We start from the raw sequence: 23,311 nt of genomic DNA, 5'->3' as shown, positions 1-23,311 counted from the left end.
ACGATTGATTTGGGAGGAAGCTATGGAAGCGAGAAACGATATGACACTGCGCTGCGAGCATGTCAGCAAGGAGTACGGCGGCAAGCGGGTGCTGGACGACGTTACACTGGAGATCGAGCCGGGCCGCATCTACGGACTGATCGGACGCAACGGGGCGGGCAAGACCACGCTGCTGTCCATCCTCACCGCCCAAAACCCCGCCAGCAGCGGCACCGTCACGCTGGGCGGCCAGCAGGTGTGGGAAAACCAGAAAATGCTCGATCACCTCTGCTTCTCGCGGGAGCTGAACCCGCAGAACGCGTTCGGCAACGCGTCCTACAAGGTAAAGGAATATCTGCGCATGGCGGCGGCCTATTACCCCAACTGGGACAAAGCGTATGCCGAGCGGCTGATCGGCCTGTTTGGGCTGGACGTGAAAAAGCGGATCGCCAAGCTGAGCAAGGGCATGCTGTCGATGGTCACCATCATCGTCGCCCTGGCCAGCCGCGCGGACATCACCATCCTGGACGAACCGGTGGCCGGGCTGGACATCGTCTCCCGCGAGCGGTTTTATCAGCTGCTGATCGAGGATTACACCGAGACCGGGCGCACCTTTATCGTCTCCACCCACATCATCGAAGAGGCGGCCAACGTCTTTGAAAAGGTCATCATCCTGCACGAGGGGCGGCTGAAGCTGGTGGAGGATACCGTCGGGCTGGTGGCGCGCTTCTGGGCCGTCAGCGGCCGGGAGGATGAGGTGGACGCGGCCTGCGCCGGGTTGGATGTACACCATGTGGACCGGATGGGACGGGGCAAAACGGCCTATGTTTCGACTGAGCCGGGCGGCGATATCCGCCGCTGCACCGACGGACACGCGGTGGATATCGCGCCGCTCAGCCTGCAAAAACTGTTTGTCGCCCTGTGCGGCGACGAGACGGCGGAGGGGGAGACAAAATGAGAGATTCCCTTTTGCGCAACCTGCGCTGCCAGGGACACACCGCCCTGCTCTCGGCGGGCGGCGTGCTGATCACCGTGCTGGCGCTGTGTCTGTTTTCGGCCCTCACCGCGCCGGTGGACGCCATTGCCCAGACGGTAGGGCAGAATTTTGTCGTCTACATCCCGGTGTCCTGCATGTTGTGGAGCATGGGCATCAGCCTTAACTTTTACGCGGTCTGCGCGCCCAACTATCTTTCGCTGGGAAGCACCCGCGGCGGTATCTTTGTGGTGCAGCAGCTGATCAAGGTGCTGTTCTGCGGTCTGGGCTGCGCGGTCATGTTCGGCAGCCTGAAGCTGTTCGGCGGCCCGCAGGAAGCCCTTGGCGGCACCGCGCTGCTGGCTTTCGGCAGCCTGCTGCTGTTGGACGGCGCCGGCGAGCTGGCCGGGCTGCTGGCCTACCGGTACGGCAAATGGGCGATGCTGTTGTACGGCCTTGTCATCTTTGTGATCTGTCTGTTTGCCGGCGGGGTGTTTGGGATCTTTGCCGCTTCCAGCCAGGTGGAAGACAATCTGGCGGCGCGGCTGCTGCAGTGGGCCGCCGGGCTTCCCGCCGCGGGCATAGCGGGGCTGGCGGTGGCCGGTTCGGCGGTGCTGGCCGCCGTGACCTGGATCTTTTTCCGCCGCACGGCGGTCAAAAGCTGAGAGGGGGGCGCGACGATGACTGCGATCAAAAAAGAATGGAAAGTACAGTGCCCTGCACTAGCGCAGGAGCTGATGATCGTGCTGGGGGCTTTTCTGGTGGGCAAGCTGTTGGGGCTTTTTCTCACCGTCGTCACCGATATGCCGCAGGAGTTTCCGCTGGGGTCGGTCTTTGGCATCATCGGGCTGGCAGTGGTGCTGTTCTGCGTCGGCGGGCAGTTCGTGCTGGGCCTTAACAACGCGATCCTGATGAGCCGCACCAGAAAAGGATTTTTGCTGGGACACTATGTGGTCAGCACTTTATCGCTGCTGCTCTGCGCGCTGCTCGCGCTGGTACTTTTCGTCCTGGAGGTATGGCTGATCCCCGGCATGGGGGAGGCAGGGCGGCAGCAGGTGCAGCAGGTGCTGGCGGTGGTGCTGAACCCCGCCCTCGCCGCGGCATTTTTGCTGGGCGGGGTGGTGCTGGCGAACTTTGTGGGGGCGCTGCTGGCCCGCTTTGGGAAAAAGGCGTTTTGGGTGCTGTGGGCGCTGTGGATGTTCTGCTTTCTCGTGCTGCCCCGCATGATGGAGGCCTCAGAGGGGAAAGACTCGATCCTCACCCGCGCCGGGCGCGCTCTTGCGGGCCTGTTCACCGGTTTCAGCCTCACCGCATGGGGCGTGGTAGGGCTGGTCTGCACGGTGCTGGCGTTCTTCGCCACCCTGCTGATGAGCCGGCACAAGCGGGCGGAAGCCTGAGCGGAGATCAGGAATAAAAAAAGAGACGCCGCGGCTGCGGCGAAAGGGGAAAAGAGTAAAAAGAAAACGGGCGCACCAAAGAGGCGCTTTCTGGCTGGGCAGGTACCCCCGGAAAGCGCCTCTTTTTGTGTTGGGACTCCCCCGCGCGGCAGCGAAAGCAGCTTTCAAAAAATTTTGGCCGCGCGCCGGGCGAGGGAGGAGGGCGGCGGAGGAAACAGAAATAAGCAGGGCCATCGGGAGCAGGCCCCCGAGGCGGCCGGCATCCCGACCGCTTACGGCAAAAGGGGACGGCGGGAAAAATCTTTCCGCGCATCCCCCATGAGGCGATCAGAGAAAAAACGATTTTACAGCCCAGCGCGGCCACGCCGCCGGCCGGGCAGGACCCGCGCGCGGAGACCGGACCGCTCTTTGGGGGATATCCCGGATGTCCGGCCTGAAAGGGGGCCTGCCGTAAGCGGCCCGCCCGCGCCCCCGCCGGGCGTCCGCCTCCAAGCCCGTCGGCCCCAAAGCCAGCCATCCCCCAAAGCCCGCGCGCCTCCGCGCCTGTCGGCCCCAAAGTCAGCCATCCCCCCAAAGCCCGCGCGCCCCACGGCCGCGCACTCAAAGCCCACCGCCGTTTCCCGCGCGGGAGCCGGGCGCCCGCCGCTTCCGTGCTGTCCGCCCTCGTCTTTTTTTGTCGGATATGCTACAATATCCACGAAACGATGTGCGGGACGCATGTCCCAAAGGAGGGCGATTTCATGAAACTGATCTCCTGGAACGTCAACGGCCTGCGGGCCTGCCTGACCAAGGGGTTTCAGGGCTTTTTCAGCCAGCTCGACGCCGACGTCTTTTGTGTCCAGGAGACCAAGATGCAGCAGGGCCAGGCGGAACTGGAACTGCCGGGCTACCGGCAGTATTGGAACAGTGCGGAGCGCAAGGGCTACTCCGGCACGGCGGTCTTTGCGCGGCGCGAGCCCCTGGCGGTCACCTACGGCCTGGGCATTGAAGAGCACGATCACGAGGGCCGGGTCATCACGCTGGAATACCCTGAATTTTATCTGGTCAACTGCTATACCCCCAACTCCAAGCGGGGGCTTGAACGGCTGGAGTACCGCATGCAGTGGGAGGACGCGATGCGCGCTTATCTCTGCGGCCTGGACGGGAAAAAGCCGGTGGTCTATTGCGGCGACCTGAATGTGGCGCATCAGCCCATTGACCTGAAAAACGCCAAAAGCAACGAGGGGAACTCCGGCTACACGGCGGAGGAGCGGGGCAAGATGACGGAGCTGCTGCAGAGCGGTTTTCTGGACAGTTTCCGCGCCCTTTACCCGGAAAAGACAGGCGCTTACAGCTGGTGGAGCTATATGTTCAACGCCCGCGCCAACAACGCGGGATGGCGCATCGACTATTTCATCATCAGCGAGCGGCTGCGCGGCGCGGTGGTGGACAGCGCCATCTGGCCCGAGGTCACGGGCAGCGATCACTGCCCGGTGGGGCTGGAACTGAATTTTTGAGGGGAAAAAGGCGGAAAAACAAAACCCGCTGCGCGGGACAGCGGACCCTGTCGGCATGCTTTTTGGCAGGGCCCCTACCCGCCCGGGACAGCGCTTTTCGGGAGAGAAAGGGCGGCACGGCTGCAAACGCGCCGTTCCGCCGCGCGCTTTTTCTGTTTTTGAGGCACCGCAAAAGCCGTCGCGGCCCTGACCGCAGCGCGTTCAGGGGGTTGCTGTATCCCGCACTGCCTTTTTCGGGCGGCGGACGCATGCTTTCCGCTTCCGGGTGAGAGCCGCGGCTGTGGGCGGAAAGGGCCGCGGGCTGCGGGTGCGCTTGTTCTTTCCGCGGCGGACGCCAGGGCCTGCGCAGCCGTTTTCTTTTTCTCAGCAAAAAGGCCGCGGCGGGAAGCGCCGGTGGATGCCCTGTGCCTGCCCCCTGCGCAGAGGCGGGCCCCGAAAGGGCAGAGGCCCGCGGCCCTTTCGGGAGGCGGCAAACTTTTCTCGTCTGCTCTGTCTGTCCCACGATCTGCAAACAGGCGCTTTTGACGCGAGCCAAAGCCCTCTGCTGCGGCGGGACGCTCCTTTGTTGTCCGCTGGGGTCGATATCGGGCCCCCTTTTTTTTGCCTCCGGCACAGCAGGGAATGCTTTTTACCCGGGCAAACAAAGAGAACTGAGCCTCCCCCGCACAGAAACGGCAGGGCGGCAAGCCCAGCGGCCGTGGGGACAAAAAAACAGGGCTGCCGCGGCAGCCCTGTCTCGCGATCTTCAGATGTCATTTGATGGCGTTCAGCAGCAATTTGCAGCGGCTGGCGGCCTCGGTCAAGTGGTCCTTGTCGATGCCGGCGGTGAGATAACTGCCGATGCCCACGGCGTAAGCGCCGCTTTCAAACCAGTGGCCGATATTGCTGTAGTCCACGCCGTCGGTGGGCATGAACTCCAAAAACGGCAGCGGCGCCTTGACCGCCTCGATAAAGTCAGGGTCGATGGACGAGCCCGGGAACAGTTTGATCAGATCGCTGCCCGCCAGATAGCTCTGGTAGGCCTCATTGGCGGTGGCGGCTCCCATGCTGCACAGCAGGTCCAGCCGCTTACAGGCCGCGCCTACCTCGGGCAGGATACAGGGGCTGGTGACAAAGTCGGCCCCGTTTTCGTAGGCGCTTTCCACCTGCTGCGCCGACAACACGGTGCCCGCGCCCACCAGCACATCGTTGCCGAACTCGTCGTTCAGTTCACGGATCAGGCGGGGGGCGTCTTTGACGGTAAAGGTGACTTCGATGGCGCCGATACCGGCCTCCGCCACCGCATGGGCCACCGCTTTCGCGGTGTCAAAGTCGTCAAAACGGATCAGGGCGACGCACTTGCCGCGCAGAGCGGCCATCGCCTCTTTTTTTGTCATCGATTTCATGCAGAGAGTTCCTCGCTTTCAGGCGGCCGGGACAGGTGAAACAGCAAAAGGGCCGCGCAATAGTCTAATGGCACTATTATACACCAAAAGGCGGCAAAGAAAAAGAAAATCTTTGTAAGAAATGTCTGAAATTTTAAAGAATAGCGAAAGGATCGACAAAAAGCGATAAAATTTGGGCATCGCTGCCCGCAGCGCCCTTGACGGGGGCGGTGCACTGCAAGATGCGGACCGGCCGCAAAGGCGGCAGGACGCTGCGCCCGCATCGTCGGCAAGGGCGGTTTTGGCCCGGCGGCAGGGCGCGGGCGAAGAGCGGGCCGCAAAGGGGAAAGGGCCCGCGGGAAAGGAGAACTTTATGACAAAGCTTACGGGACAAAAAGGAACAGCGCGGAAAAAGGCCTTTTTAAAACGCGCGGCAGGGAGAGCAGCACGATGAGGGCAGCGCAGCGGCGGGTGCTGGCCCGCATTGCGGCCGCTGTCCCGCCAGAGGCGCTCTGGGCCGTGGGCGGCAGCGCGCTGCTGGAGCGGCACGGCCTGGCACAGGGGGCGAACGATCTGGATCTGGTGACCGCGGAGGCGGATCTTGAGGTGCTTCGCCGTGTTTTGGGGGCGCTGGGGCAGGAACAGCCGCGTCCCCCAAAACCGCCTTTCATCAGCCGACGGATGACCGGCTTTGAGATCGAGGGAGAGGAATTGGATCTTATCGCGGGTTACGGCACCCGCTGCCCGGAGGGGGATCACTTTCTGGCATTTGACCGCGAGAGCGTGGCGCAGACGGTGGAACTGGAGGGCCAGCCGGTCCCTTTTATGGCGCTGGAGGATTGGCTGGTGCTGTACGGTCTGATGCCCTCGGCAAAGCGGCAGCTCAAATGCGCGGGCATCGCCCGCCGTTTGGCGCAAAGCGGCGTGGAACATCCGGCCCTGCTGGCCCGCGCGCTGCGGCAGCCTCTGCCGCAGGGGCTGCGGCTGCTCTGTGTCGCTCTGCTGGAGGGAACGGCGCGGGATGCGCAGCTGGAACGATGGCAGAGAGCGCTGGAAGCGGAGCTGAAGCGCTAAGGGCCGCCGCAAGAGAGCGGCGCAGCCGTGCGGCCCGGCCGCGGGAGAGATGCGGAGCGGGAGAGGGAGCCGGCGTTTCTCCCCGGCGTTTTTTATGCTGAAGCGGCAAAACAGTCCCAGAACAGCCGCTTGGCCCGTCTGCGGCTTTCCATTGCCCCGCAGAAGCGAGGGGGACACGGCCGCCGTGCGAGAGCCTTTTTTTCTTTTGGCCGGGTTTTGCGGCAGCGCTGGCGCGCGCAGCCTTTTTTTGCGCAGAGGAAATGGAAAAAACGTTTGACGCCCTCCCGCAGGGGAGGGCTTATGCGGTTGACAGGGGGCGGCGCGGCAGGACCGGCCGCTTACAGGCCGCGCCTGCCCCGGGCAGCATGCAAAGAGTGAAAAAATATAAGGATCGATCGGGGCCGCCAGCCCTCTTTTTTCTCTTCGGACCGTCTCGAAGAAAGAGGGGGACAGGGGGAGGACAGGAACCGGACCGCCGGATAGAGCCGGGATTGTTTCTCAAAGGCTGATTTGATAAAATGATGGAGTCAAACCGCCGGGGGACGGAACGCTGCGAAAAGCACAGCGGGCAGGCGGCAGGGCCGGAAAGATGGACGGCGGCTGCCGGGGCGGGAGAGAAAAAAGCTTGTGAGGGAGGATGGTGGATCGTCTTGAAAAAAGCAATTTTGCTGGGGGGCGTGTCCTCTTTCTTTTTTGCTTTTACCTTTGTACTTAACCGAAGCATGGAACTGGCGGGCGGAAGTCCGCTCTGGAGCGCTTCGCTGCGGTATCTGCTGCTGACGCCGATCCTGTTTTTGCTGCTGCTGCCTCGGGGCGGCTGGCGGCCGGTCCTGCGCTCGGTGCGGGAGGCGCCGGGGCAGTGGCTGCTCTGGAGCACAGTGGGTTTCGGCCTGTTTTATCTGCCGCTGACCCTGGCTTCATCCTTTGGAGAGTCCTGGTTTGTGGCAGCCTGCTGGGAGCTGACCATTCCGGCAGGGATCTTGCTGACGCCGCTGTTTGGCCGCAGGATACCGGTGCGGACGCTGCTGTGCGCTCTGCTGGTGGTAGCGGGCGTCTTTTTGCTGCAGGTGCGTCCCGGCGGCCCGGGGGAGGGGCTCTCCATCTGCGTGGCGCTGGTGGTAGCGGCGGCTTTTTCCTATCCGCTGGGCAACCGCAAAATGATGCAGCACTGTGGGGGCGGGCTGACCGCCCTGCAGCGGGTATTTGGCATGAGCCTTTGCAGCCTCCCGTTCTGGCTGGCAATTTCGGCCGTGGCGTGGGGTACGGCGGGCGCGCCCGGCGGGGGACAAGTGCTTCAGTCGCTGCTGGTCGCCGTTTTTTCCGGGATCATCGCCACCGTACTGTTTTTCAAGGCGACCGATCAGGTGCGGGAACAGCCCGCCATGCTGGCAGCGGTGGAGGCGACCCAGGCGGGAGAAGTGCTTTTCACTTTGCTGGGAGGGATTTTGCTGCTGGGGGACGCGCCGCCTTCGCCGCTGGGCTGGTTGGGGATCGCGCTGGTAGCGGTGGGGATCGCCGCTTCCAGCCTGGCTGCGGCGGCTGAGACAAAAAGATGAGGCAACGGGGAGCCGCCGCTTTATCGGCCGCCCCGGCAAGCGGGACAGGACGGATGCCGCAGAGATACTATTTGCTGTATCTGCTCGCTGCTTCGATCTTTCGCCGGGGCCTCGGTTGCTTTCCCCTCCATGGCCGACAAAAAGTGCTTGACTCTCCCCCGCGGGGGAGGGTTTATGCTGTTGACAGGAAAGGAGGCGCGGCCGGATGTATCGGATCGGAGCGTTTTCAAAGATCACCAGCCTGACGGTCAAGGCGCTGCGCTATTACGATGAACAGGGGCTGCTGCGGCCCTCGGCGCGGGATGAAAGCGGTTATCGGCTCTACAGCGAGGAGGACTATCAGACCGCGCGCCGCATCGCGCTGCTGCGCCGCTTCGGCTTTTCCATCGCCGAGCTGCGGGACGTGCTGCGCGGCAGCGGCAGCGACGACGAGCTGGCAGTCTATCTGCAGGAAAAGCGCTCCCTGCTGGAGCGGGAGGTGCGCAGAAAGCAGGCGCAGATCGACGCGCTGGAAAAGGCCCTCGCCTCTTTTTCACAGCAAAAGGGGGAGGATAAAGCGATGGAGCCGGAACAGAAGACCCTGCCCGCGCTGTGGGTGCTGAGCGCCCGCTTCTGCGGCGCTTACCCGGAGGTGGGCGCTCACATCGGGGCGCTGTACAAGGCGGCAAAGGGCAGCGCGTGCGGACCGCCTTTCAGCCTTTACTACGACGAGGAGTACCGGGAGGGGGACGCCGATATCGAACTCTGCCTGCCCGTGCGCGAGGGCACGCGCGGGGCGAAACGTCTGGCCGGGGCAAAGGCGCTCAGCCTGCTGCATATCGGCCCCTACGACAACCTGGGCCCGGCTTACAAGCGGCTGCTGGACACGGCCCGGGCGCAGGGGCTGAACTGTCTGTCCCCCTCGCGGGAGATCTATCACAAGGGGCCGGGCATGATCTTTAAGGGCAATGCCGACGCTTACCGCACCGAGATCGCGGTGCCGGTGCGGCCGGCGGAATAGGAGGCAGCACAGAATGGACGGAAAACGGGACTACAAAAAAGAATTTCCCGACCTGTACCACCCCAAACAGGCCCCGGCACTGGTGGAGGTGCCCCCCATGACCTTTATCATGGTGGACGGCAGGGGGGACCCAAATGAGGAGGGCGGCAGCTACCAGCAGGCGGTGGGGCTGCTGTATGGCCTGACTTTCACCATCAAGATGAGCAGGAAAAGCGGCAGCGCGCCCGAGGGCTATTTTGAGTATGTGGTGCCGCCGCTGGAGGGGCTGTGGTGGAGCGAGGACGCCCTCTGGCAGGGGGAGAGCGCGCCCGACAAATCGCGCTTTTGCTGGACCTCCATGATCCGCCAGCCGGAATTCGTCACCCCGGAAGTGTTCTGCTGGGCAAAGGAGGCTCTGGCAAAAAAGAAGCCGGAGCTGGACCTCTCCCCCGCGCGGCTGGAGACCTTTTGCGAGGGCCTCTGCGTACAGGCGATGCACGTGGGCCCCTACGACACGGAGCCCGCCACGCTGGCGCGGATGCAGCAGTTCGTCCGGGACAGCGGCTGCCGCGAGGATCTTGAAAACGGCCGCCGTCACCACGAGCTGTATCTGGGCGACCCGCGGCGCACCGCGCCCGAGCGGCTGCGCACCGTGCTGCGCCACCCGGTGGCCCGCGGGGCCGACGGGTAAAAGAAAAGACGCCTCTGCCCCCTGAGAGGGCGCATGCCGGGGCAGGGGGCCCGGGCCGGGACTGCAGATGTCCTGTAAACAAACGGCGGCGGGCCGTGCGCTGGAATGCGCGGTGCGCCGCCGTTTTCCTTTTTCCGGCGCGGGGCTTCAAGAATTTCAAAACGCATTTTTTCGCCGGGCCAAGACAGACAGTGCGGGCGGCGTCCCCTGTTTTAGGCCCTGAAGCGCACTTTAGGGCAACCGCCGGCGTGGGAAAGCTTTGAAAAAGATGCGCGGCCGTCTTTGCGGCGCGCAAAGGAATGGCACACCGGGCACGGATATGTTATACTAAAAAAGTAAGAGCCGGGCGGCGAGCCCCCGGCCGGAAAGGAAGCCGAAAGATGCGAGTAAAAAAGGATCTCGACCGCCGCAGGCTGGTCGCCGCGGCGATGGGGCAGGAGCCCTGTGACCTGACCGTAAAAAATGTGCGTTTTGTCAACGTCATCACCGGCGAGATCTACCCCGCCGAGGTGGATGTGCTGGACGGCGTGGTGGTGCGGGTGCGTGAAAAGGGCAGACAGGCGGAACAGGAGAGCCGCGCCGTCTACGACGGCGGCGGGCGGTATCTGGCCCCGGGCTGCATCGATATCCACATGCACATCGAGAGCACCATGATGACGCCGGAAAATTTCGGCAGGGCCGCGGTCCTCTGCGGCACCACCAGCGTCTTTGTGGACCCGCATGAGATCGCCAATGTGCTGGGCGTGGACGGGGTGCGCTTTATGATCGAAAACGCCAAGGCTTCGCCGGTGCGCCAGTTCAACCTGGCCCCGTCCTGCCTGCCGTCGGTGCCCGGCGCAGAGGGCAACGGGGCAACTTTCGGCCCGCAGGAGATCGCCCAGTTGCTGGAGACCGACGGCGTTTTCGGCGTGGCGGAACTGATGGATTTTTACAATGTGACCCACGGCTCTGAAAAGATGCGCGGCATTGCGGGCGAGGGCCTGGCGCGGGATATGCTCATCCAGGGCCACGCGCCCAAACTGGAGGGCGGCGCCATTGCCGCCTACGCGCTGGCTGGCCCCAGCGACAACCACAGCATCCGAGACAGCTGGGAGGTGGTGGAGAACCTGCACGCCGGGCTCTATGTGGACCTGCAGGAAAACTCGCTGGGGGCCAGCACCATGCCCCAGCTGGTGGAGGGGCTGAAAGGCATGCGGTATACCGACCACGTCTGCCTGTGCAACGACGACGTCCACGCAAAAGACCTGCTGGAGACCGGCCATGTGAACCGGCTGATCAAGTCGGTGCTGCGCCAGGGCGTGCACCCTATGGACGCGCTGCGCTGGTCCACCTACAATTCGGCCCGCAGCGCCCGCATCGACGATCTGGGGGCGCTCGCGCCGGGCTATGTTGCCGACATGCAGCTGCTGGACGAGCTGGACGGCCGCGACCCCTATGCGGTCTTTTTCGAGGGCGCACTGGTGGCCGAGGGCGGCAGGCTGGTGAACGAAACGCCCGCGCAGCCCATCCCCGCCGCGGTGCGCGGCGGTACGGTGCGCATCGCGGGCCTCACGGGCCCCGAGTCGCTGGCTCTGCGCGCGCCCGGGGGCGCGGGCGATACCGTCAAGGTGGCGGTGCTGGACTACGACACCCCCACTGCCCGCAGCGACCTGTTCTATGAGGTGCTGCCGGTAAAGGACGGGCTGGTGGACCTCTCCGGCCGGGAGGACCTCTGCTTTATCGCAGTGTGGAACCGGCATGGCTCGGGCGAGGGCACGGTGTCGGTGGCCCGTCACCTCTATCTGCGCGATGGCGCGATGGCCACCACCGTCAGCCATGACTGCCACAACCTGACCCTGTGCTACCGGCGGCCGGAGGACGGCTATGCCGCGGCGCAGGCGCTTGCCCGCTGCGGGGGCGGTTTTTGCACGGTGCAGGACGGCCGGGTCACCGGCCTGCTGGAACTGCCGGTGGCGGGCCTGATGAGCGAACTGCCCTGCCGGGAACTGGTGCCCGCCATCGCCCGGCAGGAGCAGGCCACCGACGCGATCTTTGAGCGCCCGGGCCGCATGATGAAGCTGTCGCTGGTCTCGCTGGCCTGTACCCAAAACGCGGTCATCACCGACAAGGGGCTGTTCGACGGCAGGACGCAGCGGTTCTACGAGCAATTCCCGAAAGACTGAGCCGGGGCGGCGGCTGCCGCGGATCAACAAACGACGAAAAAAACAGCGCTGGGCGACCGGCGCTGTTTTCAGGTGAAAAGATGGAGATGGAAAAAAAGACCTTTGAGATCGGGGGCATACCCGCGCTGCTCTGGGGCCCGGGCGCGGAACGGCTGATCCTGGCCGTGCACGGCAGCCATTCGCACAAGGCGGACGTGCCTGTCCGGCTGCTGGCCGAATGCGCGGTGCCAAGAGGGTATCAGGTGCTCAGCTTTGACCTGCCGCAGCATGGAGAGCGGGCGCAGGGCCCTGCGCCTTTCGAGCAGCGGGTCTGTGTAGAAGAGCTTGCCGCCGTGGTGCGGTATGCCGGGAAGCGCTGGCTGCGGCTCAGCCTGTTCGGCAACAGCCTGGGGGCCTGGTTCAGCCTGGCGGCCTGCCGGGACGAACCGCTGGAACAGGCGCTCTTCCTCTCCCCGGTGGTGGATATGCGGCGGCTTATCGAGAACATGATGGCCTGGGCCGGCGTGACGCCTCAGCGGCTGCGGGCGGAAAGAAAGATCCCCACCGGGTTTGGCGAGACCCTTTGCTGGGACGAGTATTGCTATGCGTGCCGGCATCCCGCCGGGCCCTGGCGGGTCCCCACCGCCATCCTGTACGGCGGCAAGGACGATCTCTGCGAGCAGGAGGTGGTGCAGGCTTTTGCGCAGCGGTTCGGCTGCGCGCTCACGACTGTGCCCTGGGCGCCGCATTACTTTCACACGCCGCAGGAACTGGACGCTCTGCGGGGGTGGTTTGCAGAAAAGCTCTGAGCGCCGTCGCCCGGGTGGGAAAGCGGCGCGGGGACGGGTTGGAGGGCGGGATTATTTCGCGGTGTCCCTCCCGCACGGCCAAAGCAGCGCGGCGCTGTCCTCCTGATGCGCCCGGGCCCCCGCTGTGGTCCCGGGGCGGGGGGCTCGGGTCCCGCGAGGATAAAAATGAAAAAGGTCCCCGGCAATACCGCTGCCGGGGACCTTTTTGCCGCTGTGGTTTTTTCAAGAGCGTATTTTCAGGGAAAGGAACGGTCGCCCGGCAGCCTGCGCAGGGGATGGGGACATCGTCGCGCCCACTGCTGCAGGCGCCGGCCTGCACTGCGCTCTTTGGAGAAGCCCGGGTGGAGGCGCGTTGCGCGGGCTCTACCGAGAGCAGGCGGCGGGGGAAAAGATCACGCAATGACGCATATCAGAGTTTCTGCAGATGCGAGCGATTTGGAATATTGGGGTCCATCACTTTGCCGAATTCTGTTATGAAAGCGACAAAAGCGCTGATCTCCTCCGCCGAGAGATCGTCCAAAAGGGGGAAAATGGAGGCCCATTCTTCTTTGATGAGTTGGATGCGTTTCAAATAGAACTCTTTTCCCGCGGGAGAAAGCTTGAGGATAATGCTTTTCCGGTTGTCCTTTATCCGATAGCGGTCGATCAGGCCATGGCTTTCCAGCGTCTTTACATATTTTGAAAAGTTGCTTGCAGGGATCCCCAATTTGTCGGCCAGGGCGGCCATATTGTAAAACTGGTCCTCAAATTCATAAATGCATTCCAGGGTCTGCCATTCCTGCGCAGAAAGAGGAATAGCCGCGCCGTCGGTCCGCTTTTCGGGCTGAAAGTGAGAGTAGAGATTTGCATAGCGGATCAAAGCCCGGACAACTTCGCGGTAAGGCCCCATCCAATGAAGCGGCACATCCATCACCTTCTCAACCAGAGTATCCAGATCAGCCGAACGGCTTTGGCACCATTATAGCAGAAAACAGGCCCGGAGGAAATGAAAAATAAAAACCGCAAAAAAGAAACGCGGCTTTTATTCCTGAGTCGGAGACGGCAGCGCCGGATGACGGGACGCGGCGGGGCTGCAGCTTCACAGCGGGCAGGGCCGCAAAGGGATACAGCGCAGCGGCCGTCGCATGATGCCTGTTTGACCGCAGGGAGAGCGTTTTTGATACAAAAGCAGGCCGCGCGCGCCCTTACCACTTGGGGCGGATGTAGCGCTTTTCCTCCTCGGGCAGGTCCAGGCCGATGGTGCCGCCGGGGTTCATGATGCCGTGGGGGTCGAAGTGCGCTTTCAGCGCGCGCAGCACATCCATCTGGTTGGTGCCCAGATACCCCTCCAGCCAGGGGGCGAACAGCTTGCCCACCCCGTGATGGTGCGAGATGGCCGCGCCGCTTTTCTGGATGTGATCCAGGATGCCGCGGTGGTACTCTGTAAATTCCTCCAGCTCGGTCATGCGGGCGATGAAGATGAAGTAGAGGTTCGCGCCCTGGGGATAGGCGTGGCTCATATGGGTCATACAGATGGTGTCCGGGCGGCTCTTGCAGTAGCCGCGCACTGTCTGGTATACCTGCTGCATATTGCTCCAGTTCACCGTGCACTCCAAAGTGTCGGTCATGATGCCGAAATCCTGCATCGTGTCCCGCAGATAGGGGTCGTTGAAGCGGCCGTGCTCCCAGCCGGTGGTGGGGATGCCGGTCAGATACATGGCCCCGTGGCGGCGGCAGATGCGCTTGACGTTTTTGACGACGTTTTTGCAGAAGCCGCGCTCGCCGTCGGTGAAGCCCAAAAACAGGCAGCGGTTGCCCTCGGTGAAGCCCCGCATCCGCAGCAGGCTGTTCAGCGGCGTCTCTTCGATGCCGTACAGCTTCATCATGATCTCGGTCTCCTCGCAGTCCGACAGCCGGAACACCGAGGGGTAGCCGAACTGCCCCTGCATTATTTCCCGCGCCGCGGCCTGGGCGTCGGCCCAGCTCTTGAACATGAAGCTGAATTTGAGATGGTTTTCAGCGGTGAGGTGAAAGACCTTCAAAGTCACGGCGGTGAGCACACCGAAAGCGCCCTCGCTGCCCATCATGATCTGGTTGATGGAGGGGCCGGTCGCCCGGGCGGGATAGGCGTCGGTCTTGATGGCGCCCACCGGGGTGGCATACTCCTGCCCCAGCACAAGGTCCTCGATCTTGCCGTAGTAGGTGCTGTTCTGCCCCGCGCCGCGGGTGACCACCCAGCCGCCCACACAGCTGTACTCAAAGCTCTGGGGAAAATGGCCGCAGGTGTAAGCCCGGTGCGCGCCCAGCCGCGTCTGGGCGTGGTTCAGGACCTCTTCCAGCTGCGGGCCGCTCATGCCCGCTTCCACGGTGATGGTCTGGTCGGTCTCGTTGAACTCCAGCACCTTGTTAAAGTGCCTGCGCATGTCCAGCGTGACGCCGCCTTTCATGGCCTCCACGCCCCGCGTGACGCTGGAACCGCCCCCGTAGACGTACACGGGGATGCGCTGCCCGTCACAGTAGGTGACGATCTGCTGGATCTGGTCTTTGTTTTCCGGGTAGAGCACCGCGCCGGGCACATTTTCCACGATCCCCTTGCGCAGCCGCAGAAGATCGTACATCGTCTTGCCGTAGGCCACCGAAAGGCGGCTGTAATCGTCGGTTTTGACGTTGTCCGCGCCCACGATGTCGGCGAAATGTGCCAGCTGCTCTTCCGACAGGCCGGTGGGCAGGTCGAACTGTACCTGTTCCAGCCCCAGCTCCCGGTGCTGGCTGAAGTCCTCGTCGGTCAGATGAAAGGTTTCCTTGATCATCTTGTACAGCGTTTCCTTGGGCACCTTGTTGAACTCCGGGTCGCCCCATTTCAGGATGCTGCGGTAGCTGCCCGCGGGCGGCTTTTCGGTGTACCATTGCGGTGAAAACCCCTTGTACGGCTTGCTGCTCATCTTGTTTCCTCCTCCGATGCCTGTTCATAGCTGCCGGTGTCCGCCGTGGCCACAAGGGCCACCCCGGTGCCCAGCAGATCGTCGATCAGAACGTCCCCGCGGCGCGCGGGCCAGGTCAATTTAAAGCTGTTGATCTCAGTCATGGCCCGCATCAGGGCGCCCTTGGGCAGTTCTCCCGCTGTTTTCACCGGCAGCACCGGGCACATGGGCAGGGTGGTGGCCACGGTGGTGGTCAGGCTCCGGGTGGGTGCGGTGACCTCCCGCTCGCCGAACGCCACCCCGCGCGGGCAGCCCGCGCCGGTCACGGTGACCGCACCGTCCCGCTGCGTCACGGTCAGATCGCAGCCGTTGGGGCACACGATACAGGTGAAAAACGCGCTTTCTTCGCTCATCGCTCTGCGCCTCCTTTTCTGCTTGGGGCTGGGGCTTTCACAGCGGCGCTGCCGCCGGGCCGTTTTGCGCTTTCTCCGCCGCGTCCTCCAGCCGAAAAACGACCGGGCCGCTGCCGCCGGGCCGCAGGGAGACCCGCTCCATCTCCGGCGGGCGCAGGCGGCGGTAGCTTTTTTGCAGCAGCACCGCGCCGCCCTGGCTGACAACCAGCCGGGTCGGGCCGCGAGTCTCGGCCACCCGGAAGTAACAGGCCGCCGGCTCGTTGCCGGGCCTCAGCCTCTGCGGCAGCACCGAGACGAACTCGCGGCCGTATTCCACCGGCAGGGCCGGGGCCGGCGCCGCCTCTTTGCCCAGCGCGCGCAGCGCGGCGCAGCGGCCCGCTGTGGCCGCCCCCTCGCTGACATAGTCCACCAGGTCGTGTACCTGCACGGCGTTGCCGCAGCAGAAAACGCCGGGACAGTCCGTCTCAAAGCGGGCGTCCACCGCCGGCCCCTTGGTGTGGGGGTCCAGCGGGATGCCCAGAGATTCCGCCAGCTCGTTTTCCGGGATCAGGCCCACTGAGAGGATCAGGGCGTCGCAGGGGACCAGCCGCTCCGAGCCGGGCACCGGCTTCATGCGCTCATCCACCCGGGCCGTCTCTACGGCCTCCACCCGGCCCTCGCCCAGCACGCGGGTGACGGTATGCGAGAGATGCAGCGGAATGCCGAAGTCGGTGAGGCATTGCCGGATATTGCGCGACAGGCCGCTGGGCTCCGGCTTTGCCTCGTAGACGCCCTCCACCTCCGCGCCCTCCAGCGTCAGGCGGCGGGCCATGATCAGCCCGATGTCCCCGCTGCCCAGGATGACGCAGCGCCGGGTGGGCAGCACCCCCTGCAGGTTGACCAGATGCTGGGCGGTGCCCGCGGTGTAGACCCCGGCGGGTTTGTCGCCGTGGACAAAGATCTGCCGGGCGGTGCGCTCGCGGCAGCCGGTGGCAAGCACCAGCGCCCCGGCTTCCAGCCGGTGCAGGCCGCCGCGGCTGGTATAGGTGACGGCAAAGCCGCCGCCGCTTTTTTCAAGAGAGGTGACAAAGCTGCGCAGCCGCACCGCAATGTTCCGGCCGCCCAGCAGGCGGATGTAGTTGTCGGCGTATTCCGGCCCGGTGAGACGCTCGCCGAAGCGCAGCAGCCCAAAGCCGTCGTGGATGCACTGCTTCAGGATGCCGCCGAGGCGGGCTTCCCGCTCCAGCAGGCAGACGCAGGCGCCCTGCTCCTCGGCGGCCAGGGCCGCCGCCAGGCCCGCCGGGCCTCCGCCCAGCACCAGCACGTCAAACCGTTCCATCCCGCTCGCCTCCCTTGGTTGGGCCAAAACCGATCTCGCTGCCCTCGCCGCTTCTGCGCACCTGCCACAGGGGGATGCCCTGCTCCTGTGCGATCAGCTGGGCTACCGCCGGGCTGCAGAAGCCGCCCTGGCAGCGTCCCATGCCGGCCCGCACCCGGCGTTTGACCCCGTCGATGCTGTTCGCGGGCACCGGCCGGCGCAGCGCGGCCAGGATCTCGCCCCGGGTGATGCCCTCGCAGCGGCAGACGACCTCGCCGAAGTCCGGGTCGCTCTCGATCAGCGCCTCCCGCGCCTCGGCCGTCATTTCGGACGGACGGGGGATGGCTGTGCGGTGGGGGTCAAAATGGGGGTTAAGCCCCACCGGCCCCCTGTCTGAGAGCGCCTTTACCGCAAAAGCCGCGATATCTTTTGCGATCGCGGGCGCAGCGGTGAGCCCGGGGCTCTGGATGCCGGCGGCGTACAGCAGGTTGCGCACCCGGGGGCTGGGACCCACGATGAAGTCCTCCTCATAGGTCGCCGCGCGGATGCCGGAAAAATAAGTGATCACGTCCCGCTCCGACAGGTGGGGGGCCACTTTGCTGTGCTTTTCAAAAGAGGCGTCGATCTGCGGCTGATGGGTGGAGTTGTCCTCCCGCTGGCGTACCTCCACCGCCGTGGGCCCCACCAGGATATTGCCGTCTATCGTGCGCACGATGCCGCCGCCCTTGGTGTGCTGCCGCACGTCCGCAAACGGGGCCTTTGCCAGCACGCTGGCGGTGAGGTAACCCGCTTTTTTGTCCAGGATGCTGCTGGTGCCCTTGCGGGGATGGATGGTGAAAAACTCGTCCCCGGCCAGGGCGGCGATGCGGTCCGCCCACACCCCGGCGGCATCCACCACCAGCCGGGGACGGACGGTGCCGCGGTTGGTGTGCAGCGCCGTGACCCGGTCCCCCTGACGCTCGATGCCGGTGACGGCGGTCAGCAGAGAGACGCGCGCCCCGTTCTGTACCGCGTTTTCCGCCAGGGCCACGGTCAGCCCGTAGGGGCACAGAATGCCGGAAGAGGCGGTATAAACGGCGCCTTTGGCCCAGGGAGCGACCTCGGGCTGAAGCCGCAGCAGTTCCCTGCGGGACACATAGCGCACGCCGGGGATAGGGCCCCTGCGGGCGCGCAGGTAAAAGGCCGGCACCAGCAGCCGTTCCCATGCTGCGGAAAAGATGATATAGCTGCCGTTGCGCACAAAGGGGATCTCCAGCTCAGCGGCCAGCTGGTCGAACATGGCGTTGCCGGCAATGCCGTAGCGGTGCTTGAGGGTGCCGGCCCGAAGGTCGATGCCGGGGTGGATCATGCCGTCGTTGCGGCTGGATGCCCCCATGGCGATATCGGACTCTTTTTCCAGCAGCAGCACGTCCAGATCATAGCGGCACAGTTCGCGCGCGATGGCGCAGCCGATGACGCCGCCGCCGATCACCGCCACATCGGGGCGCGCGCCCTCCAGCGCGCTGTCCCGCAGGCGCGGTGATTGGGGCTCAACAGGGGGCAGGCCGGGCAGGTCCAGATGGTTGACCACATGGGGATAGCGCCCCCGGTGGGCGGCGGCAACGCTGCCCGCCCGCACCACATCGGCCCAGGCGGGCAGCGTGCCCTCCAGCAAAAGGCTGCCGTTCAGCTCGCCCACCGCCACGCCGCCGAGGCCGGCCCGGCGCAGGGCGCGGCCCACCCGGGCAAGATCTGTTTGCGACAATGCGCTCCCCCTCCTTTTTAAGCACGGACAGAAAAGTGGTACGGTTGTCCGGACATCTTGACGTCATTGTAACTTTTCTTTACAATAAAGTCAACAGGATGAAAGAGACGGTTTTGTAAATTTTCTGCGAAAAGAGGCCCTTGCCATGGTTGACAAAAAAAGCCCGGTCCCGCTGTATGTCCAGCTGCGCAGCACCCTGCGCGAGGCCATCGACGCGGGGGAGTATCCCGCGGGCAGCCAGCTGCCAACCGAGTTTGAGCTGGCCCGCCGCTACGGTCTGGGCCGCGCCACGGTGCGCAGCGCGCTGGACCTGCTGCTGCGCGACGGCGTCATCGAAAAACGGCACGGCGTGGGCACTTTTGTGCGCCGTCCCCGGCGGGAATTCAGCTTTGAGCCGCTGATCTCGCTGACTTCGTTTTTGCGGGGGATGGGGGTGCCCACCGAGAACCGGCTGCTGAAAAACCGCTGGCTGCGGGCGGAGGCTTCCCTTGCGGCAAAGGCACGGGTGCCCGAGGGCGCGCGGCTGGGGGGCGTGCTGCGGCTGCGGTACGCCCTGGGCGAGCCGATCGCGCTGGAGCAGAGCTATTTTGCCGAGGATATTTACCGGCATCTGCGCGCGCTGCCGCTGGAGGGGTCGCTCTCGCAGCTGCTGCTGCGCGACCTGGCGGTGGATATCCAGCGCATCGAGCAGACCATCCTCCGGCGGGAGCCCACGGCGGACGAGCGGCGGGCCCTGGCCCTGACAGAGGAACAGCAGGTGATGGAGCTGACGCGCTGGCTTTACCGGCAGGGGGAGGACACTCCCTTTTACTATATCGAGTTCATCGTCACAGCGGGGGTTTACGAGGATATCGCCGCGACCGGGGAGGGCTTGAGATGATGCTGCTGTCCGTCGCCGCGGCGGTCTATCTGGCCCAGCTTTCGCTGCTGCTCTGGGTCGCCTATTCGGAAAAGCAGTTCCACCACTATACGGCCGCCAAAGCGGCGACCAGCGCCGGGTTCCTGCTGCTGGCGCTGCTGGCCTGGCTGACCGGCTCCCGCTCGCTGGGGCCGCGTTTCTGGCTGCTTTTTGGCGCAATGGTGCTCTGTGCGGCCGGAGACGTGCTGCTGGGGCTTGCCAATAACGGCAGAGGGGTCCACTCAAAAACATTTTTGAAAGGGCTGGTCGCTTTTGGGCTGGCCCATGTGGTGTTTTGTCTTTTTTACGCGGCCTTGACGCCGCCGGGCTGGTACGATCTGCTGCTGCCCCTGGCGCTGCTGGCCGTCACGGCGGCGCTGTCAAAGCGGGGGCTGCTGCGGCTGAAAAAGCTCAAGCGCCCGGCTTTTTGCTATTGTTTCCTGGTGGGGCTGATGTGCAGCATGGCGGTCAGTTCGGTGGCGGTGGCGGGCCTCCGCGGCCCGGGCAACCTGTTCGCGGCCGCGGGCAGCGTTTTGTTTTTGCTGTCCGACAGCATCATTATTTTTCTTTACTTTTATATCCGGCAAAACCGCTGGATGCGGTTTGCCAACCTGACGGCCTATTATCTTGGCCTGCTGCTGCTGGCGCTGTCGGCGGCGTTTTAAAGGCGCTGCCCGCGGCGATGATAATAAAAAGCCCCGCCGCGGCCCGGGTGTCTGGCTGCCGTCCCATCCCGGCCGCAGGGCCGGGGCTTTAAAGGAGGAAAAGCTCATGTCTGAATCCGCCGTGATCCTGGCGGCCCAGCGCCGCTATTTCAACTCGGGGGCAACGCTGCCGCCCGCGGCCCGGCGGGCGGCCCTGAGACGCCTGCTGGACGCCGTCACCGAAAGGGAGGACGAGATACTGAACGCCCTGTCTGAAGATCTGGGCAAGGCCAGGATGGAGGGCTATCTCACCGAGGTGGGCATCGTGAAAAGCGAGCTGCGCGCCATGCTGCGTCATCTTGACCGCTGGGCGCGGCCGCGCCGGGTGGGCACGCCGCTGGCGCATTTTCCCTCCCGCAGCGTCGTCTGGCCCGAACCTTACGGCGTGGTGCTGGTGCAAAGCCCCTGGAACTATCCGTTTCAGCTCTGTCTTGCACCGGTGGCGGGGGCCCTGGCTGCCGGGAACTGCGTGATGATCAAGCCGGGCAGCGCTGCCCCGGCCACCGCTGCAGTGATCGCAGAGCTGATCGCCGCCGCCTTTCCGTCCCAGTATGTGCATGTGCTGCGCCCGGGCGGCGACAGCCATGAGGAGATCCTGGCCGAGCACTACGACTATATCCTGTTCACCGGCTCGCAGCGGGTGGGCAGCATCGTGATGACGGCGGCGGCAAAGCACCTGACCCCCGTGACGCTGGAGCTGGGCGGGAAAAGCCCCTGCATCGTGGACGAGACGGCGGACCTGAAGCTGGCGGCAAAGCGCATCGCTTTCGGCAAATTCCTCAACGCGGGCCAGACCTGCGTGGCGCCCGACCATCTGCTGGTACAGCGCAGCGTCAAGGCCCCGCTGTTGGAGGAACTGAAAAGCGCGGTGGCGGAACTCTACGGCCCCGACCCCCTGCAGAGCCCCGATCTGCCCCGCATCGTGAACGAGCACCATTTCAAGCGCCTGTTGGGCCTGCTGGAGGGGCAGCAGGTGGTGATCGGCGGCCAGTGGGACGCAGAGAACCGCAGGATCGCCCCGACCGTGCTGGACAATGTGAAAGAAGATGCCGCGGTGATGGGGGAAGAGATCTTTGGCCCCATCCTGCCGGTGTTGACCTTTGAAACGCTGGACGAGGTGGTGGAGCGTCAGCACGCGCTGCCAAAGCCGCTGGCGCTTTATCTGTTCACCCGCAGCAGGGCTGCGGAGCGCAGGATCATAGAGAACGTCAGCTACGGCGGGGGCTGCGTGAACGACACCATCGTGCATCTGGCGAACGATCAGCTGCCTTTTGGCGGTGTGGGCGCGTCCGGCATGGGCAGTTATCACGGCAAAGCCAGCTTCGACACGTTCACCCACTATAAGGGCGTGCTGAAAAAGTCGAACCTGCTGGATATCCCGCTGCGCTACGCCCCTTACACCGAGCGGGCGTTCCGGCTGGCAAAAAAAATCATGAGATAAAGCGGCGCTTCGGCTTTCGTACCACAGAGAAAAACAAAAAAAGGCGGCGGGTGGCCGGTCGCGGCGGGCCGCGCAGGCCTAAGATCAGGACTTACAAGGCGGGCGGGGCACTTTTGCCCGCAGGCCCCATCCGATCGCAAAAAACAGGGACAAAACGCATGTGACGCGCTTTGTCCCTATTTTTTATTGCTTTGCAATAAAAAATAGTTTATTTCGACTCGCCGCGGCCTGAGGACAGGCCGTATGGCTACTAAAAAATAGCCTGCGGCTATTTTTTATTGCTCCGCAATAAAAAAACATCTCATCTTAAATGGCCTCGCCCTCGCCGCTTGCGCGGCAACCGGGCGAATGGCCGAAAAAATAGCCGCTATGCGGCTATTTTTTATGCCGTGCGGTCCTCACCGCACAGGGCGATTTTCACGTTTTCGCCTCCGGCGCGGAAAGCGGCCGCAGACCGGGCGTTAAGAGAAAGCTGCCGGAGGCCTGCGCGCCCGGCCGCAGACCGGGGCGGGCGCGCTTTTCACCGCGCGGTTTCTCTCTGCCCTGTGGGGGGGCTGCCGGTAAAAGACCGGCTTGCCCGGTCAACGAACCGCATCCCGGCTTCCCCGCCAGCCACCGCCGGGCCTCACAGGGTGGCGTTGAACGCGGGGATCAGCGCGGCCCAGGTGTCCCGGCCCACCTTGCCGTCCACTTTCAAGCCCTTGCTGGCCTGGAACGAGCCGACGATCCGAACGGTGCTGGGGCCGTACTTGCCGTCCACCGTGAGCAGCGGACGGCCCTGGATGGCGTTGAGGTAACTCTGCACAAAGCGTACGGAATCACCGCTGGAACCGGCGCGCAGTACAACGCCGGGATAGGGGGTGACGACGTGCTCGGGGTTGCCGGACGTCAGTCTGCCGTGGACCTCGACGATCTTGTTCCAGGTATCGGAGCCCAGGATGCCGTCCGCAGAGAGGCCGAACTGCCGCTGGAACCGACGCACCGCGTCGGACATATTGGCGCCGTAGGCCCCGTCCACCGTCTGGCTGTTGATGCCTGTGTACGTTCGGGCGATCTCGTTGAGCCGCAGCTGCATGTGGCGCACATCCTCACTGCGTGCGCCGGGGCGCAGAGTGAGGCCGGGGTAAGTGTCCGCGCTGCCGCCGATGGTGGCGTTGTAGTCGGCCACCAGCGCGTTCCAGGTGTCCCGGCCCACCTTGCCGTCAGCGGACAGGCCGACAATGGCCTGGTATTGCCGGACGGTGCTGGCAGTGCCGGAGCCGTATCTGCCGTCCACCGTCAGGGAGGCAAGGGCTGGATATTTGACCCGCAGGGCGTCCAGATACTTCTGTACCCGGGCAACCTCGCTGCCGGAACTGCCGCTCTGCAGCACGCGCCCCGGATAGACGGGGCTGACGGCCGCATTGGGGGTATTAGCCATAAAAATATCTCCTTTCCGGCCCGGGCGGGGACGGA

Annotated in this window: 20 protein-coding genes; 13 read left to right on the top strand and 7 right to left on the bottom strand. The window is 64.4% G+C overall.

Annotated elements, in window-relative coordinates; translation table 11 throughout:
• Nucleotides 1-22: 22 nt before the first annotated feature.
• The 4 genes from H8S23_RS03135 (at nt 23) to H8S23_RS03120 (ending at nt 3,845) form a co-directional block, all read left to right on the top strand.
• Nucleotides 23-937 carry an ABC transporter ATP-binding protein gene (locus H8S23_RS03135; RefSeq protein WP_243165817.1) on the top strand — a complete coding sequence of 305 codons (915 nt, stop codon included), beginning with the start codon at nt 23-25 and terminating at the stop codon, nt 935-937.
• A complete protein-coding gene (locus tag H8S23_RS03130; RefSeq protein ID WP_186886839.1) occupies nt 934-1,617 on the top strand; it encodes a hypothetical protein in 684 nt (227 codons plus the stop codon). Before H8S23_RS03135 ends, H8S23_RS03130 begins: the two co-directional genes overlap by 4 nt.
• Nucleotides 1,618-1,632: 15 nt before the next feature.
• A complete protein-coding gene (locus tag H8S23_RS03125) occupies nt 1,633-2,349 on the top strand; it encodes a hypothetical protein (RefSeq protein WP_186886838.1) in 717 nt (238 codons plus the stop codon).
• 740 nt (nt 2,350-3,089) lie between these two features.
• Nucleotides 3,090-3,845: an exodeoxyribonuclease III gene (locus H8S23_RS03120; protein WP_186886837.1), complete on the top strand. Its 756-nt coding sequence runs from the start codon at nt 3,090-3,092 to the stop codon at nt 3,843-3,845.
• Between the two features lie 752 nt (nt 3,846-4,597).
• Here the strand turns inward: H8S23_RS03120 and H8S23_RS03115 are convergent.
• Complete coding sequence (locus H8S23_RS03115; RefSeq protein ID WP_243165816.1) at nt 4,598-5,230, bottom strand: bifunctional 4-hydroxy-2-oxoglutarate aldolase/2-dehydro-3-deoxy-phosphogluconate aldolase; 633 nt, start codon at nt 5,228-5,230, stop codon at nt 4,598-4,600.
• Between the two features lie 429 nt (nt 5,231-5,659).
• Between H8S23_RS03115 and H8S23_RS03110 the strand changes: the two genes are divergently transcribed.
• From H8S23_RS03110 to H8S23_RS03085, 6 genes are all read left to right on the top strand, one after another.
• On the top strand, nt 5,660-6,283 hold the full coding sequence (locus H8S23_RS03110) for a hypothetical protein (protein ID WP_186886836.1): 624 nt from the start codon (nt 5,660-5,662) through the stop codon (nt 6,281-6,283).
• Nucleotides 6,284-6,933: 650 nt separating this feature from the next.
• Nucleotides 6,934-7,839 carry a DMT family transporter gene (locus tag H8S23_RS03105; protein WP_186886835.1) on the top strand — a complete coding sequence of 302 codons (906 nt, stop codon included), beginning with the start codon at nt 6,934-6,936 and terminating at the stop codon, nt 7,837-7,839.
• Nucleotides 7,840-8,044: 205 nt separating this feature from the next.
• Nucleotides 8,045-8,839, top strand: coding sequence for a MerR family transcriptional regulator (locus H8S23_RS03100; protein WP_186886834.1), 795 nt, complete (start codon nt 8,045-8,047; stop codon nt 8,837-8,839).
• A 13-nt stretch (nt 8,840-8,852) separates the two neighbouring features.
• Nucleotides 8,853-9,509, top strand: a complete 657-nt coding sequence (locus H8S23_RS03095; RefSeq protein ID WP_186886833.1) for a GyrI-like domain-containing protein — start codon at nt 8,853-8,855, stop codon at nt 9,507-9,509.
• A gap of 380 nt (nt 9,510-9,889) precedes the next feature.
• Nucleotides 9,890-11,671: an adenine deaminase C-terminal domain-containing protein gene (locus H8S23_RS03090; protein WP_243165815.1), complete on the top strand. Its 1,782-nt coding sequence runs from the start codon at nt 9,890-9,892 to the stop codon at nt 11,669-11,671.
• 80 nt (nt 11,672-11,751) lie between these two features.
• Nucleotides 11,752-12,459: an alpha/beta hydrolase gene (locus H8S23_RS03085; RefSeq protein WP_341479880.1), complete on the top strand. Its 708-nt coding sequence runs from the start codon at nt 11,752-11,754 to the stop codon at nt 12,457-12,459.
• 409 nt (nt 12,460-12,868) lie between these two features.
• On the opposite strand, the gene H8S23_RS03080 is transcribed toward H8S23_RS03085, so the two are convergent.
• The 5 genes from H8S23_RS03080 to H8S23_RS03060 form a co-directional block, all read right to left on the bottom strand.
• On the bottom strand, nt 12,869-13,363 hold the full coding sequence (locus tag H8S23_RS03080) for a MarR family transcriptional regulator (protein WP_186886831.1): 495 nt from the start codon (nt 13,361-13,363) through the stop codon (nt 12,869-12,871).
• 280 nt (nt 13,364-13,643) lie between these two features.
• Entirely contained in the window at nt 13,644-15,380 is a 1,737-nt protein-coding gene (locus H8S23_RS03075; RefSeq protein ID WP_186886830.1) for an FAD-binding oxidoreductase, read from the bottom strand.
• Nucleotides 15,377-15,772, bottom strand: coding sequence for a DUF1667 domain-containing protein (locus H8S23_RS03070; RefSeq protein ID WP_186886829.1), 396 nt, complete (start codon nt 15,770-15,772; stop codon nt 15,377-15,379). Before H8S23_RS03070 ends, H8S23_RS03075 begins: the two co-directional genes overlap by 4 nt.
• Nucleotides 15,773-15,809: 37 nt before the next feature.
• Entirely contained in the window at nt 15,810-17,090 is a 1,281-nt protein-coding gene (locus H8S23_RS03065; protein ID WP_186886828.1) for an NAD(P)/FAD-dependent oxidoreductase, read from the bottom strand.
• The gene (locus H8S23_RS03060) at nt 17,077-18,813 is read right to left on the bottom strand and encodes an NAD(P)/FAD-dependent oxidoreductase (RefSeq protein ID WP_186886827.1); all 1,737 of its coding nucleotides are present in this window, start codon (nt 18,811-18,813) and stop codon (nt 17,077-17,079) included. Before H8S23_RS03060 ends, H8S23_RS03065 begins: the two co-directional genes overlap by 14 nt.
• Nucleotides 18,814-18,958: 145 nt before the next feature.
• Here H8S23_RS03060 and H8S23_RS03055 point away from each other — a divergent pair, with 145 nt between their 5' ends.
• The 3 genes from H8S23_RS03055 (at nt 18,959) to H8S23_RS03045 (ending at nt 21,856) form a co-directional block, all read left to right on the top strand.
• Complete coding sequence (locus H8S23_RS03055; RefSeq protein ID WP_186886826.1) at nt 18,959-19,693, top strand: GntR family transcriptional regulator; 735 nt, start codon at nt 18,959-18,961, stop codon at nt 19,691-19,693.
• Nucleotides 19,690-20,376, top strand: coding sequence for a lysoplasmalogenase family protein (locus H8S23_RS03050; RefSeq protein WP_186886825.1), 687 nt, complete (start codon nt 19,690-19,692; stop codon nt 20,374-20,376). Before H8S23_RS03055 ends, H8S23_RS03050 begins: the two co-directional genes overlap by 4 nt.
• Nucleotides 20,377-20,482: 106 nt before the next feature.
• Nucleotides 20,483-21,856 carry an aldehyde dehydrogenase gene (locus H8S23_RS03045; RefSeq protein WP_186886824.1) on the top strand — a complete coding sequence of 458 codons (1,374 nt, stop codon included), beginning with the start codon at nt 20,483-20,485 and terminating at the stop codon, nt 21,854-21,856.
• A gap of 625 nt (nt 21,857-22,481) precedes the next feature.
• Here H8S23_RS03045 and H8S23_RS03040 read toward each other — a convergent pair.
• Complete coding sequence (locus tag H8S23_RS03040; RefSeq protein WP_186886823.1) at nt 22,482-23,276, bottom strand: peptidoglycan-binding domain-containing protein; 795 nt, start codon at nt 23,274-23,276, stop codon at nt 22,482-22,484.
• Between the last annotated feature and the right edge of the window lie 35 nt (nt 23,277-23,311).

This window comes from Anaerofilum hominis, from assembly GCF_014287275.1.
Lineage (GTDB): Bacteria > Bacillota > Clostridia > Oscillospirales > Ruminococcaceae > Pygmaiobacter > Pygmaiobacter hominis.
The sequence above is the reverse complement of the archived record's forward strand: the minus strand, read 5'-3'. Positions and strand labels throughout refer to the sequence as shown.